General features: G+C 70.4%; 10 protein-coding genes. 4 read left to right on the plus strand and 6 right to left on the minus strand.

All coding sequences use genetic code 11. The features are described from left to right. Positions 1-8 precede the first annotated feature (8 nt). Complete coding sequence (gene metC, locus ABD022_RS10185; protein WP_325123797.1) at positions 9-1,223, plus strand: cystathionine beta-lyase; 1,215 nt, start codon at positions 9-11, stop codon at positions 1,221-1,223. 73 nt (positions 1,224-1,296) lie between these two features. Beyond that, positions 1,297-2,373 (plus strand): metal-dependent hydrolase, encoded by a 1,077-nt coding sequence (locus tag ABD022_RS10190; RefSeq protein ID WP_343821222.1) that lies wholly within the window; start codon positions 1,297-1,299, stop codon positions 2,371-2,373. Between the two features lie 23 nt (positions 2,374-2,396). On the opposite strand, the gene ABD022_RS10195 is transcribed toward ABD022_RS10190, so the two are convergent. From ABD022_RS10195 to ABD022_RS10210, 4 genes are read right to left on the minus strand one after another with little or no spacing between them, the layout of a single operon-like run. Then, entirely contained in the window at positions 2,397-3,017 is a 621-nt protein-coding gene (locus ABD022_RS10195; RefSeq protein WP_325123799.1) for a thiol:disulfide interchange protein DsbA/DsbL, read from the minus strand. Between the two features lie 22 nt (positions 3,018-3,039). After that, positions 3,040-3,729, minus strand: a complete 690-nt coding sequence (locus ABD022_RS10200) for an SPOR domain-containing protein (protein WP_325123800.1) — start codon at positions 3,727-3,729, stop codon at positions 3,040-3,042. Between the two features lie 4 nt (positions 3,730-3,733). Further along, entirely contained in the window at positions 3,734-5,416 is a 1,683-nt protein-coding gene (gene argS, locus ABD022_RS10205) for an arginine--tRNA ligase (RefSeq protein ID WP_325123801.1), read from the minus strand. Between the two features lie 41 nt (positions 5,417-5,457). Beyond that, the gene (locus tag ABD022_RS10210) at positions 5,458-9,372 is read right to left on the minus strand and encodes a DUF6531 domain-containing protein (protein ID WP_343821224.1); all 3,915 of its coding nucleotides are present in this window, start codon (positions 9,370-9,372) and stop codon (positions 5,458-5,460) included. A 92-nt stretch (positions 9,373-9,464) separates the two neighbouring features. Between ABD022_RS10210 and ABD022_RS10215 the strand changes: the two genes are divergently transcribed. After that, on the plus strand, positions 9,465-9,809 hold the full coding sequence (locus ABD022_RS10215) for a DUF1840 domain-containing protein (RefSeq protein WP_325123803.1): 345 nt from the start codon (positions 9,465-9,467) through the stop codon (positions 9,807-9,809). A 29-nt stretch (positions 9,810-9,838) separates the two neighbouring features. After that, entirely contained in the window at positions 9,839-10,156 is a 318-nt protein-coding gene (locus ABD022_RS10220) for a hypothetical protein (RefSeq protein WP_343821226.1), read from the plus strand. Between the two features lie 174 nt (positions 10,157-10,330). On the opposite strand, the gene leuA is transcribed toward ABD022_RS10220, so the two are convergent. Continuing rightward, positions 10,331-12,034 (minus strand): 2-isopropylmalate synthase, encoded by a 1,704-nt coding sequence (leuA, locus tag ABD022_RS10225; protein WP_325123805.1) that lies wholly within the window; start codon positions 12,032-12,034, stop codon positions 10,331-10,333. Between the two features lie 374 nt (positions 12,035-12,408). Beyond that, the gene (locus ABD022_RS10230) at positions 12,409-12,951 is read right to left on the minus strand and encodes a hypothetical protein (RefSeq protein ID WP_325123806.1); all 543 of its coding nucleotides are present in this window, start codon (positions 12,949-12,951) and stop codon (positions 12,409-12,411) included. Position 12,952 lies beyond the last annotated feature (1 nt).

Below are 12,952 nucleotides of genomic sequence, written 5' to 3' on the forward strand. Positions count from 1 at the left end.
CAACCATCATGGCAACGCACGATCCCGATCGCATCGACACCCTGCTGCAGCATACCGGCCAGGCTCCCCTGGACCCCGTCACCGGCTCCGGGCCGGTGGCGCTACCCTCGTACCGGACCAGCACGGTGCGCTTCGCCTCCATGGATGTCCTGGACCGGGCCCAGGCCGCCAAGCAGCGCGGCGAGCGCGTGCCCACCTACGGCCGGGTCGGGCTGCAGACCCACGAAGCCCTGGAAACCCTGCTGTGCCGTCTGGAAGGCGGCGAGCGGGCGTTCCTCGCGCCTTCGGGCATGGCGGCCATCAGCATGGCGCTCATGGCCTTGCTGGGGCAGGGCGATCATGCCCTGGTCGTGGACTGCGTCTACGGGCCGGTGCGCTACCTGCACAAGACCGTCCTGTCGCGCATGGGGGTATCCATGGATTTCGTGCGCGGCAATCTGGCCGCGCTGCAGGCGGCCCTGCGCCCCGAAACGCGGGTGCTCTACCTGGAATCCCCGGGTTCGCTGCTGATGGAAATGCTGGACTTGCCGGCCCTGGCGCGCTGGGCGCACGAGCGCGGCCTGACCGTGGTGGCCGACAACACCTGGGGCTCGGGCTACATCTACCGTCCGCTGGCCCTGGGGGCCGACGTCTCGGTGGTCGCGGCCACCAAGTACGTCGGCGGGCATTCCGACCTGATGCTGGGCGCGGCCGTGGCGCGCGATCCGGCATTGGTCGGCAAGCTGCACGAAACCCACTATGCCCTGGGCAGCACCGTCAGCGCCGACGACGCCTGGCTGGCCCTGCGCGGGGCACGCACGCTGGGGGTGCGCCTGCGCGCCTGCGCCGAAAATGCGATGGCAGTCTGCCGCTGGCTCGACGCCCAGCCGCAGGTGTCGCGGATCTTCTTTCCCGCGTGGCCCGACGACGCCGGCCACGCCCTGTGGCGGCGCGACGCGACGGGCGCCAACGGCCTGCTGGCCGTGGCCGTGGATTTCACAGAGGCCCAGGTGCGCCGCCTGATCGACAGCCTGCGGCTGTTCGGGATCGGCTATTCATGGGGCGGATACGAAAGCCTGGTCACGCAGGTCGAGCCCGGCGCCCTGGCCTCGCACGGCTATTGGGCGGAAATGGCCGACGCCCGCATGCAGGCCGGCACGGTGCTGCGCCTGCACATCGGCCTGGAAGACCCCGCCGACCTGATCGCGGACCTGGCTCAGGCATTCGCGGCGGCGCGCGCGTGACGCACCGGCCGGGTCCCCCACCACTGCCGGGGCCCGCGGGTGCGCCGTGGCGCGGATCGGGGCGGAGCAAGGCATGGATTCCCTGACGCAGGTCGTCCTGGGCAGCAGCGTGGCCGCACTGGTGGTGCCCGAAAGGCACCGGCGCGTCGCGCTGGTCGCCGGGGGCATCCTGGGCACGTTGCCGGACCTGGACGTGTTCTGGTTCGGCCTGGCGGGCAGCGATGTCGTCACCCAGGTGACGTGGCATCGCGGCCCCTCGCACTCGTTGCCGGTGCTGGCGGTGGCCGGATGGCTGCTGTGGCTGTGGCTGAAGCGCAGGAGCGCCCTGGTCGGCGAATCACCGCGGCGCTGGTTGTGGGCGATCTGGCTGGCCCTGCTGACGCATCCGCTGCTCGATGCCTTCACGGTCTATGGAACCCAGCTGCTGTGGCCCCTGCAGATGCCGCCCGTGATGTGGTCGTCGATCTTCATCATCGATCCCGCCTACACGCTGCCGCTGCTGTTCGGCGTGATCCTGGCCTGGTGGCTGTCCCCCGGCGGGGCCGGGGCCGGGGCCGGTCCGGGTGCCGTGCGGCGCAGCCGGTCGGCGCACCGGTGGCTGGTCATCGGCCTGTCACTCAGCTCGCTTTATCTGGCCTGGAGCATGGCGGCCAAATGCACGGTGGACCGTATTGCCGCGCAAAGCCTGGCCACCATGGGATTGCAGGATGCTCCCCGCTTTTCCACACCGCTGCCCTTCAATACGCTGTTGTGGCGCGTGATCGTGATGGCGCCCGATGGCTATTGGATCGGAGACCGTTCGCTGATTGCCGATCGCGGGCGCATGCGGTTCATCTTCCGGCCCAGCGACACCCGGGCATTGGCGCAGCTGGCGGCCACGCCGCAGCTGCGGCGCCTGCTGTGGTTCACGCACGGCTTCGTCGGCGTGCAGGCACGGCAGCGCGGCGATGGCGCGCGGCGGCTGATCCTGTCGGATCTGCGGATGGGCCTGGAGCCGGACTATTTCTTCCGTTATGACATCGCCGGCCAGGATGCGGAAGGTCGCTGGCTTGCCGCCCCCGAGATCACGCGCATTCCTGCGCCCGGCAACCGCCTGTCGGGCCTGGCCTGGGTCTGGCGCCGGCTGCTTGGCCGCGAAGCGCAGCAGTGAGGCCGCCGGCGCGGCCGGCATTGCTACTGGGCCAGCAGCTGCTTGACCAGCTTGTCGGCCTCGTCGACGGCGCCCTGGTAGGTGCCGGTCTGCGCGGGCGAGGTCAGGTAGCGGCCGCCGATGGCGAGTGTCGGCGTGCCTTCCACGTGGTAGGACTTGGTCAGTTCGTCCGCGCGCGAGATCTTGGTCTGCACGCCGAATGAGTTGAACGCGTCGGTGAAGGCCTGGCGATCCAGGCCCTGGGCTACGGCCCAGTCGATGATTTCCTTGGCCTGGGTCAGGTCCTTGTGCTCTTCATGGATGGCCTTGAAGACTTGCGGATGCAGATCCAGGCGGTCCAGCGCTTCCAGTGTGTAGTACAGCCGCTGCATGTCGCGCATGCTGGCGTTGAAAGCGACCGGAACGCTCTTGAAGACCACCCCGTCGGGCAGGGTCTTGCGCCATTTTTCGACCAGGGGCTCGATGGCGTTGCAGTGCGGGCAGGTGTAGAAGAAGAATTCCAGCACCTCGACCTTGCCCGGAGTGTCGGACGGCTGGACCGGATCCAGCGTGTCGTAGGGCGCCGCCTGTGCGGGCGCCATGGCCAGCGCGGCCAGGCCCAGGACCAGGCCCGACAGCAGACGGGAAAACAGGGCGTTCTTCATGGGTGCTCCTTGGTACGTCGGTTCAGGGGCGTACGACCGTCGATTCGATCTTGTCGTCGCCCAGGCGGGTCCGGGCGCGATTCATTTCGTCGATGCCCTTGAAGGGGCCGACGCGCACGCGGTTGATGGGGGCGCCGTTGGATTCGCCGGTCTCGATGCGCACCGGCAGGCCCAGCAGGACGACCCGGGCCAGCATGGCCTGGGCTTCCTTTTCCGAGCGGAAGGCGCCGGTCTGCAGGTAATAGGTGGTTTGCGTGCCGGGCGCCGGCCGGGCTGCGGGCGGCGGGGGCGGAGGCGGCGGAATCGGCTGGCCCGTTTGCGCGGCGGCCTGGGTCTGGCCCGGCGCAGGTTTGGCGTCTGGCTTGTCGAGCCCGGCGATGATCTGGCCGATGGCGTCGGACAGGGGGTTTTCCGGCGGAGCGCCGGGTTCCGGCGCCGGAGCGGGCGGATTGATGGCGCTGCCGCCCTGCGAGGTCGAGCGGGTGCCGGCCGGACCGTCCTTGCCGTACAGGGCGATGTTCGGGTCCGGCGCATTCTTCACGTCCGGCAGCAGGGTGGTGGGGGCGTCGCGGCTGGCCTTGTCCTTGAAGGGCATGGGCGCCTTGGTGACGAACAGCGCCACGGCCACGGCCGCGGCCACGCCGAGCACCATGCCCAGGACCAGGCCGAACCAGGCGCCGCCGGACCGCGAGGATTTCTTGCGCGCAGCCATGGCGTTACATGCGCTCGGGGGCGCTGACCCCCAGGAGGCCCAGGCCGTTGGCGATCACCTGGGCGGTGGCGCGGGCCAGGCGCAGGCGGGCGGCGCCCAGCGCGGGGTCGTCCACCAGGATGCGTTCGGCGTTGTACCAGGCGTGGAAGTCGGCGGCGCAGTCGCGCAGCCAGAACGCCAGCTGGTGCGGGGCCAGTTCGCGGGCAGCCTGGGTCAGCACGCCGGGATATTCGGCCAGGCGCTTGAGCAGCGCGATTTCCGTGGGTGCCGTCAGCAGGGACGGATCGGCTGCGGCGCCCTGGCCGCTGGCGTCGTGCTGGCGCAGCAGCGAATGGATGCGGGCGTGCGCGTACTGGATGTAGTAGACCGGGTTTTCTTCGCTGTGCGACAGGGCCAGGTCGATGTCGAAGACGAATTCGGAATCGGCGCGACGCTGGGCCAGGAAGAAGCGCACCGCATCGCGCCCGACCCAGTCGATCAGGTCGCGCAGGGTGACGTAGCTGCCTGCGCGCTTGGAGATCTTGACCTCGGTGCCGTCGCGCATGACGCGCACCATCTTGTGCAGCACGTAGGCCGGGTAGTCGGCCGGGATGCCCAGGCCCAGGCCCTGCAGGCCGGCGCGCACGCGGGCGATGGTGCCGTGGTGGTCGGTGCCCTGGATGTTGATGGCATGGTGAAAGCCGCGTTCCCACTTGGCCACGTGGTAGGCCACGTCAGGCACGAAGTAGGTGTAACCGCCCTCGGACTTGCGCATGACGCGGTCCTTGTCGTCGCCAGTGCCCAGTTCGGTCGTGCGCAGCCACAGCGCGCCGTCCTGCTCGTAGGTGTGGCCGGCGTCTATCAGGGCCTGGACGGTGCGCTCGACGCGGCCACTGGTGTAGAGCGAGCTTTCCAGGTAGTAGTTGTCGAAGCGCAGGTCGAAGGCCTGCAGGTCCAGATCCTGCTCGCGGCGCAGATAGGCCACGGAGAAGCGCCGGATGGCGTCCAGGTCGTCGAGGTCGCCCGATGCCTGGACGGGCTCGCCGTCGCTGGCCTGGACGGTGGCGCGGGCCAGATAGTCGCGCGCGATGTCCTGGATGTATTCGCCCCGGTAGCCGTCGGCGGGGAAGGCCGGGTCGTCGGGCTCGATGCCGCGCGCCCGCGCCTGGACGCTGATCGCCAGGTTGTGGATCTGGTTGCCGGCGTCGTTGTAGTAGAACTCGCGCGAGACCTGGGCGCCCTGGGTGGCGAACAGGCGGCAGATGGAGTCGCCGAGGGCGGCCTGGCGGGCATGCCCCACGTGCAGCGGGCCGGTCGGGTTGGCGGAGACGAATTCCACCAGCACGCGCTCGTCGGTGGCGGGGCGGTGGCCGTAATGCTCGCCCTGGGCCTGGATGGCGTCCAGGACGGCCTGATGGGCGGCGGCCGACAGGCGGAAATTGATGAAGCCCGGTCCTGCGACTTCGGCCGAATCGATCAGGCCGGCTGCGTCCGGGTGGGCCAGGACGCCTTCCACGACGGCCTGGGCGAGTTCGCGCGGGTTGCGGCGAGCCGCGCGGGCAGCCTGCATGGCGACGTTGCTGGCCACGTCGCCGTGAGCGGCGATCTTGGGGCGTTCGAGGGTGACGTCCGGCACCTGGCCGGGTATCAGGGAGTCCAGGACGGAGCGGAGGATGGCGGTGAGCCGGGTGTGTTGCTCTGGTAGCATGGTGTCCGTATCTGAGGGTATCCCGAAATGATAGCCCGATTTCAGGGCCGCCGTGCCGGCGGCGCCATTCCGGGCAGGCCCAGCGCCGTCTCCAGCCAGGCGCCATAGGTGGCCATGTCCACGTGGCCGGCCACGGACGCCGGATCCCCGCCCGTGCCGTCCGCCCGGCGGATGAATGCCTCGACGATGCGCCGCTGTTCGTCGCCCAGGCGCGCGTCGGCGCCCTGGAGCCCGATCGTTCGCGCCGTGGCGTCCTGCAGCGCCCGGTCGCCCGGCGGCAGGCCGCGCAAGGCGGGGGTACGCTCGTCGTGCAGCAGCGGGCGCGACACCGTCCGGTCTGCCGGCGCCAGCTCTGCCAGGGGCACCAGGGCGGCCAGGGCCTGCCAGCGCATCCAGTTCAGGGCGACGTCCGACAGGTCGCCGTCGGGAATGGGCTGCATCCGCTCATCCAGCAGCAGGCCGCCGCCGATGTCGGCGTGGGCGCCAATGAAGGGCGCCTCGACCGTGTTGCCGGTGTCGCCGGCCGCCGAGACCAGGGGAAACAGTGCCCGCAGTTCGTGCAGCGCCACTGCGTGGGCCACCCAATGCCAGGCGCCGGCGATGCCCAGATCGAAACCGGCATTGGCGGCGCCCAGCAGCCCGAATTGCGCCACGGTATCGAACAGGCCCAGGAAGCGCAGGTCGACGCACAGGCCGATGCTGCCCCGCAACGGGTCGTCGTAGGAGAACCAGCCGTCGCGGGTGTGCCGTGCGATGCGGTTGGCGAAGTCGCGAGCCAGGGCCGCCCCGCGCGAATAGCCCAGGATGTCGATGGGCACCGGCGCGGCGGCGCCCTGGGCCCGGTCCAGGGCGTTCAGCAGGGACTGCCACTGATTCTGCAGGATCTGGCGGCTGCCGGCGGCGGTGATGGCGTCCCAGTCGGTGTAGTAGGCGTTGCCCGGTCCGGCGTGATAGTAGGCCGGGCCGTCTTCGTAGGATTGCGCGAGCTTCCAGACGTTGCCCTGGTTGCGCGGCCCGTAGCGCGTGCCGTCGAAGGCCAGCAGGATCAGGCCCAGGGGGTCGGCGTGGCGCAGGGGCTGCTGGGCGGCGTATCCCAGGGCCTGCTGGCCGGGCAGCGGCCCCAGGGGGTCGGGTTCCAGGTAATGGCCGCGTTCCGGCAGGAAGGTGCGAAAGACATTGTCGTGCCAGCCTGTCGCCGGGTCTTCGTCCTGGCCCGGCCGCCGCAGGGGCAGGTCCAGGTCGCCGCGCAGGCGGGTCGCGCGGCCCAGCGCATCGTAGCGGGCCGCCCAACGCACGGCGCGGTCCGCGTCGGTGGCCAGGACGGGAGCGCCCAGCAGGTCGGCGTGCAGGTAATACAGGCGGGTGCGGCCATCGGCTTCCGTGTGCAGCAGGCCGACGGGGACTTCGCCGGCGTACAGGTAGCGCTGGGTGATGCCGAAGGCCTGTGGGTGCCCCGGATGCGGGGCCGGCCGCCGCCAGATGGCCGCCAGGCGGTTGTCCAGGTAGTAGCGTTCGGTTTCCTGGCCATCCAGGATGGCGCGGATCCGCTGGCCCCGGGCATTGTGGGCGTAGCGGGCCAGGACCCGGCCGGCTTCCCGCACTTCGGCAGGCCTGCCCTGGGCCTGGTAGCGCACGCCGCGGCCGCCGACCGCCAGGGGCAGCCCGCCGGCATCGCGGGTGATCGGTGGCGTGAAGGGCTGGTCTCCGGGCAGGGACGGTGCTGGCGCGGGCCGGGGCGCGTCGTGCGGCGCAGCCGGCGTGCCGCCCCTGCGCGTGGCATCCGGTGCAAAGGTGTGCCGGTCGAGTCGGGCCGCCAGGCGGCCGTCCTCGCCCCAGGCCAGCCAGGTCCGGGTGGCCGCGTCCTGGATGCCGGCCAGCCGGTCCCGGTCGTCGTAGGCCAGGAGCAGGTGGTGCCAGTGGCTGGCGGGCGGCGAAGCCGCGGCCGCCGGGGGCGGCGAGCTTCCGGCGGCCGCGGGCATCGCGCCGGGCGTTTCTGCCGGACCGGGCGCCAGGAACGTGCTCAGGCGCACGACCCGGCCGCGTGCGTCGTGGCGCCTTCGCTCGCCCCACATGATGCGCGGCCCGTCGGACACGACCAGAGTTTCGGCCTGCCCGCCCGGCCCGGCGGCCGTGCGCAGCCACAGCCCGTTGCCGTAGCGGTAGCCGGCGAGGCCCGGGATGGATTCGATGACGGTATGGAGCGTGCCGTCGGCGGCTTCCCAGTCCAGGCGGTGCAGGCGGCCCGTTTCGGACCAGGCATAGCGCAGCGCCCCGCCTTCGGGCAGGTCGTGGCGCGCCAGGCGCCCCCGCTCGTCGTAGGCGAAGCGTTCCCGGTAGGCCACATCTCCGCCGGGACGGGGTCGATGGACGGCGCGCGCCGTCACCCGGCCGTGCGTATCGTGCTGCAGGTATTCGGTTTCCTCGGGGTGCGACAGGCGGATCGGCCGGTCGCCCCGCCAGCGCAGGCCGACCTCCAGCGTCGGCAGTCCGGGCGCCGCATGCAGCAGCCGCACGGGGCGGCCGATGGCATCGCGGCGGATGTCCGTGCGCCTGCCGCCGGCCCGTTCCTGGCCGGACAGCCGGCCCTGCGGATCATAGGCAAGCCGGGTCGTGCCCGTCAGCCGGCTGGACCAACGCACCAGCCGGCCTTCGGGGGCATAGTCCAGGCGCAGTCCGGGCCAGCCGCCGTGCGCCTCGGCCAGTGCCCGGATCCGGTCGTCCGGCGTGTGCCGGATGCGCAGCCCGCCGATGGCGGCCAGCCGGCCCCGGGCGTCGTGGTCGATGCCCAGGACGGTTTCCGGGCAGGCCGCGCAGGCAGACGTGCGCATCGAGCGTGGCACGAGCCTGCCGCCTTGCAGGGCATGGCGCACTTCCGCCCAGCCGTGGGCCGATGCCACCCGGGTCGGGCCACTGTCCGGCCGGCCGGGCGGATAGTGCAGTTGCAGGCGCCCGGTCGTTGTACCGGGAGGGCCCGGAATCGCCTGGATGACGCGGCCGCGCGTGTCGTAGATCCAGCTGCGCACGCGCGAGCGCCGGCCATCGGCCGCTTCGAGTGTGACACCGGTCAGGGCGGCGGGGTGCCCGGCCTGCCGTTCGGGCTCGTAGTGATAGCGGCGGCGCATGCCGTCCGGGCGCTGCACGGCGCGCAGCAGGATCGGGGCCGGACCGGGTGCATGCCCGGGGGAAACAGTGTCAGTGGACGATGCCGGCGCAGGCGCCGCGGCTTCTTCGGTACGGGCATGCTCGTAGCGGAAGACGCCCAGGGGGGTGTCCAGCGTGTGCAGGCGGGGGTTCGGCCCCGATGCATCGTAGCCGAGCCGCAGCGCGTGGTCGCCGCGCCGGATCGTCCGCATCAGGCCGTCCAGGGGGCCGCCGGTGTGGCGTTCGACGACGATGTCGGGCCGGCCGGGTGTGCCGATCGTTTGCAGCCGGCCCTGCGCGTCGAAGTCCAGCCGCCTGCCGCCGGGGCCCTGCCAGGTTGCGGCAGGCGGTTCCGGCGACAGGATGCGGCCATCGGCGTGCGAGGCGCCCTGGCCCCGGGCGCTGAAGCGCACGTTGCGGCCGTCGGGCAGTTCGAGCCGCCAGCCGCCGGGGTGCGCCCGCAACCGGATGTCGTATTCGCTGGTCCAGCCGGGGCCCAGGGGGCCGTCCGCCCCGGAGCCGGAGCGGTACAGGCGGACGAAGGACGGGTGTTCCGCCCGAAGCGGTTCGGGCAGGTCGGCTTCCCGCAGGAATTTCTCGCCGGTGGCCAGGTGCACGGGATTGGCGATGCCCGGATCGGGGGCGGGCTCGGCCGCCGGCCCGTGCGCGGACGCCGCGCCGCAGGGCACCCGCATCTGCGGCGCGGGACAGCTCAGGGTGGCGTGCGCGGGGGTGGGCGCCGGCCCGCAGGCGAGCGCCAGCGGCAGGCCGGCGAGCCAGGGCGGAAAGCGGCGTCGGACAAGGGTTTCGGGCATGGGGAACCTGCTGTCGGAGCGCCCATTGTGCTGCTTGGCAGGGGGTTGAAGTTCGGGTAGTGTATGGATGTGTCCATTGCAGGAAATCCACCATGCTCGTTTTGTTCCAATCGAAATCTGCGGCGGAAGTCCTGATGTTCGCCCAGCATGCCCGGCCCATCCTGGTGGCCGCCGGCAAGACCTTCGACACGCCCGGCCTGCCGGAACGCGGCGTCATCACCCGGGCGCAGCTGGACACGGCCATCGCGGGCATCGAAGCGCTGGTGGCCGCCGATCCCGGCCACGACGACGCCTCCGGCGATCACGACGACACGGTCGAGCACCCCATCGCCCAGCCGGTCGGCATGCGACGCCGGGCATGGCCGCTCTTGACCATGCTGCGGCTGGCCCGCGAAAAGGGCGAAGACGTCACCTGGGAACCCGCGCCGTCCTGGTAAATTCACGCATTTCGCACGGAGAAGCACCCATGCAGGGTCATGTAATCGTGATTTTCGATGCCCACCTCTCGCTGGAACTGCCTGTCGATGCCCCGGTAGACCCGGATCGCGCACGCGCCGCCCGCGAATGGTTCGAACAGACCTGGGAATCCCTGGGATGCGAGCCCTTGCGGGTCAGCGGCAAGGTGCTGCTGCTGGACAAGATCCTGGGGGTGGCCGATGCCCTGGGCTACAGCCGCCTGTCCGCGCAACCCGACCTGGCGAACGAATTCGCCGGCCATGCCGTCCAGGCGCTGGAAAAGCCGCGCGTGACGGTCGACCTGCCGGGTCTGGCCATCGTGTACTGATCGGCCGGCGCCATCTCCTGCGCAAGCAAAAACCCCGTCCTGTGGGACGGGGCTGAACGAGACGGGCGCTTGTGGTGCCGGATGAACCCCGGGATGCGGGGACGGCGCCTGCCCGATGGGCGCTGTGGTTCCTGATGGCGGGCGGCCCTTTTCGCAGGGCCGCCCCTGTGTTTCCTAGGCCGCGACCGATGCGTGCGGCCGGATGTCCCCGCCAGCTGCCGCGTGGCGGTTGACGGCGCTCAGGATCGCCAGGAAGGACGAGGTCACGATGTCCTCGTGGATGCCGACGCCGTAACCGCTGGGGGCGTCCTGGATGCGCATCTCGATGTAGGACGCCGCACGGGTATCGGTGCCGGTGCCGATGGCGTGTTCCTGGTAGTCCATCACGCGGGCCTCGATACCCAGCGCGTCCACAAAGGCCGAGATCGCGCCGTCGCCCTGGCCCGAAAGATGGCGGACCTGGCCGTCGATTTCCAACTCGACCTCGATCATGAACTGCTTCTGGCCGGTGGTCTTGGGGCTGCCGGTGATGCGGTGCCGGATCAGCTTCATCGGCGCTTCGCGGTCCAGGTATTCGCTGGAGAAGATCTCGAACACGTCCTTGGGCGTGACTTCGCGGCCCGTCTCGTCGGTGACGCGCTGGATGGCGCGGCTGAATTCGATCTGCAGGCGGCGCGGCAGGATCAGGCCGTGTTCCTGTTCGAGCAGGAAGGACACGCCGCCCTTGCCGGACTGGCTGTTGACGCGGATGACGGCGTCGTAGCTGCGGCCCAGGTCGGCCGGGTCGATGGGCAGGTACGGTACTTCCCACGGCGCGTCGGCCTGCTGCACCGCGAAGCCCTTCTTGATGGCATCCTGGTGCGAGCCGGAAAAAGCCGTGAAGACCAGGTCGCCGGCGTAGGGGTGGCGCGGGTGCACGGGCAACTGGTTGCAGTATTCCACGCAGCGGCGGACTTCGTCGATGTCGGAGAAATCCAGGCCCGGGTGGATGCCCTGGGTGTACAGGTTCAGCGCCAGGGTGACCAGGTCCACATTGCCGGTGCGCTCGCCGTTGCCGAACAGGCACCCTTCGATGCGGTCGGCCCCGGCCATGACGGCGAATTCGGCGGCGGCCACGGCCGTGCCCCGGTCGTTGTGGGGGTGAACGCTGAGGACGATCTTGTCGCGCTGGGCCAGATGGGTGTGCATCCATTCGATCTGGTCGGCGTACAGGTTCGGCGTGGTGGCCTCGATCGTGGCCGGCAGGTTCAGGATGATCTTGTCCTGGACGGTCGGCTGCCAGGTGTCGACCACGGCGTTGCAGACTTCCAGCGCGAAATCGGGCTCGGTCGTGCTGAAGACTTCCGGCGAATATTCGTAGCGCCAGTGGGTTTCGGGGTGCTTGGCGACTTCGGCCTTGACCATCCTGGTGCCTTCGACGGCGATGGCGCGGACCTCGTCGCGGCTCATGCGGAAGACGATCTTGCGGAAGGCCGGCGCGCACGCGTTGTACATGTGGACGATGGCGTGCCTTGCGCCTGCGCATGCCTCGACGGTGCGCTGGATCAGGTCTTCACGGGCCTGGGTCAGGGCGATGATGGTGACGTCATCGGGGATGCGGTTTTCGTCGACCAGCTTGCGCACGAAATCGAAATCGGTCTGGGATGCGGACGGGAAACCAACCTCGATTTCCTTGAAGCCGATCTTGATCAGTTGCTCGAAGAAGCGCAGCTTGCGCTCGACGCTCATGGGTTCGATCAGCGCCTGGTTGCCGTCGCGCAGGTCGGTGCTCATCCAGATCGGGGGGGTGGCGATGCGGCGGCTGGGCCAGGTGCGTTCGGCGAAGTCGCGTGCAAACGGGGCGAACGGGATGTATTTGTCGGCGGGGTTCTTGATCATGTCATTACCTGTCAGGGCGTGTGCGCCCGGATCGCGGACGCGGGAATGCGAGGGTGTGGCGAAACAGGCTGCCGAACTGCCACGCGGCGCTAGGCCCGGCAACCGATCGCTAGCAGCAGTAGGCCCGACAGGGAGAGGAGAGGCAACGGACGCGCGCAACCCGCAGCGGGGCGCTGCTGGGCATCGTGAAAAGAAGTGCGCGTGACGTTCATGTATGGAAGTCAAACATAATTCCGGCCGCTTGGCAAGCGCCGCATGCGCCGTCCCCTGGGTGGCTGGGCGCCGGAACCGCGCAGGCGCCCCGGAGTGCGGCGCCTGCGCAACGGCAAGCCGGGCGGACGGCGGTGCCGCCGTCCCGGCCTGCGCTCGTCGGCCTACTGCCGCTGGCGGGCGTTTTCCAGGATGGCGAGCTGTTCGGCCGCCCGGTGCAGGCGGCTGGCGCGGCCGGCGGAGAGCTCGTCCCGGGTGAGCAGCAGGTCGCCCACGCGCAGAGGTTCGTCACGGGTCTGCCAGGCCCACAGCAGGACATCGAGCGCGGCGCCGGACAGCTGGTCGGCCAGTTGCTGGAACGAGGCGGGATCCACGGGACGCAGGCGGGCTCGTGCCAGGATCGCGCGCACCGCCAGCCAGGTCAGGTAGGCCAGCAGCAGGGAGCCGAGCGTGACCAGCGCGCCCCAGAAGTATGGGTTGTAGCGCTGCAGCAGGGCGGTGGCTTCCGCCCCCACGATGCGGTTTCCGGCATAATCGATGCCGTTGCCGAAAGCCAGCAGGCGGTTCAGCGCGTCATACCAGAGCAGGACGACCACCACGACGAGGGCGGACGCAAGAATCTTGGACGTGGCCGTGAGCTTGAGCAGGATCTTGCGCAGCAGGGCATGATCCCGACGGCTGGAGGATTCGTTTCGTTCCGGTTTCATG

The organism is Castellaniella daejeonensis (assembly GCF_039523555.1).
GTDB classification, from domain to species: domain Bacteria; phylum Pseudomonadota; class Gammaproteobacteria; order Burkholderiales; family Burkholderiaceae_B; genus Castellaniella; species Castellaniella daejeonensis.

Excerpts from the sequence above, each read along its gene's own strand:
- metC (WP_325123797.1), top strand. The coding sequence starts at position 9 with ATGGCAACGCACGATCCCGATCGCATCGACACCCTGCTGCAGCATACC.
- ABD022_RS10190 (WP_343821222.1), top strand. The coding sequence starts at position 1,297 with ATGGATTCCCTGACGCAGGTCGTCCTGGGCAGCAGCGTGGCCGCACTG.
- ABD022_RS10195 (WP_325123799.1), bottom strand. The coding sequence starts at position 3,017 with ATGAAGAACGCCCTGTTTTCCCGTCTGCTGTCGGGCCTGGTCCTGGGC.
- ABD022_RS10200 (WP_325123800.1), bottom strand. The coding sequence starts at position 3,729 with ATGGCTGCGCGCAAGAAATCCTCGCGGTCCGGCGGCGCCTGGTTCGGC.
- argS (WP_325123801.1), bottom strand. The coding sequence starts at position 5,416 with ATGCTACCAGAGCAACACACCCGGCTCACCGCCATCCTCCGCTCCGTC.
- ABD022_RS10210 (WP_343821224.1), bottom strand. The coding sequence starts at position 9,372 with ATGCCCGAAACCCTTGTCCGACGCCGCTTTCCGCCCTGGCTCGCCGGC.
- ABD022_RS10215 (WP_325123803.1), top strand. The coding sequence starts at position 9,465 with ATGCTCGTTTTGTTCCAATCGAAATCTGCGGCGGAAGTCCTGATGTTC.
- ABD022_RS10220 (WP_343821226.1), top strand. The coding sequence starts at position 9,839 with ATGCAGGGTCATGTAATCGTGATTTTCGATGCCCACCTCTCGCTGGAA.
- leuA (WP_325123805.1), bottom strand. The coding sequence starts at position 12,034 with ATGATCAAGAACCCCGCCGACAAATACATCCCGTTCGCCCCGTTTGCA.
- ABD022_RS10230 (WP_325123806.1), bottom strand. The coding sequence starts at position 12,951 with ATGAAACCGGAACGAAACGAATCCTCCAGCCGTCGGGATCATGCCCTG.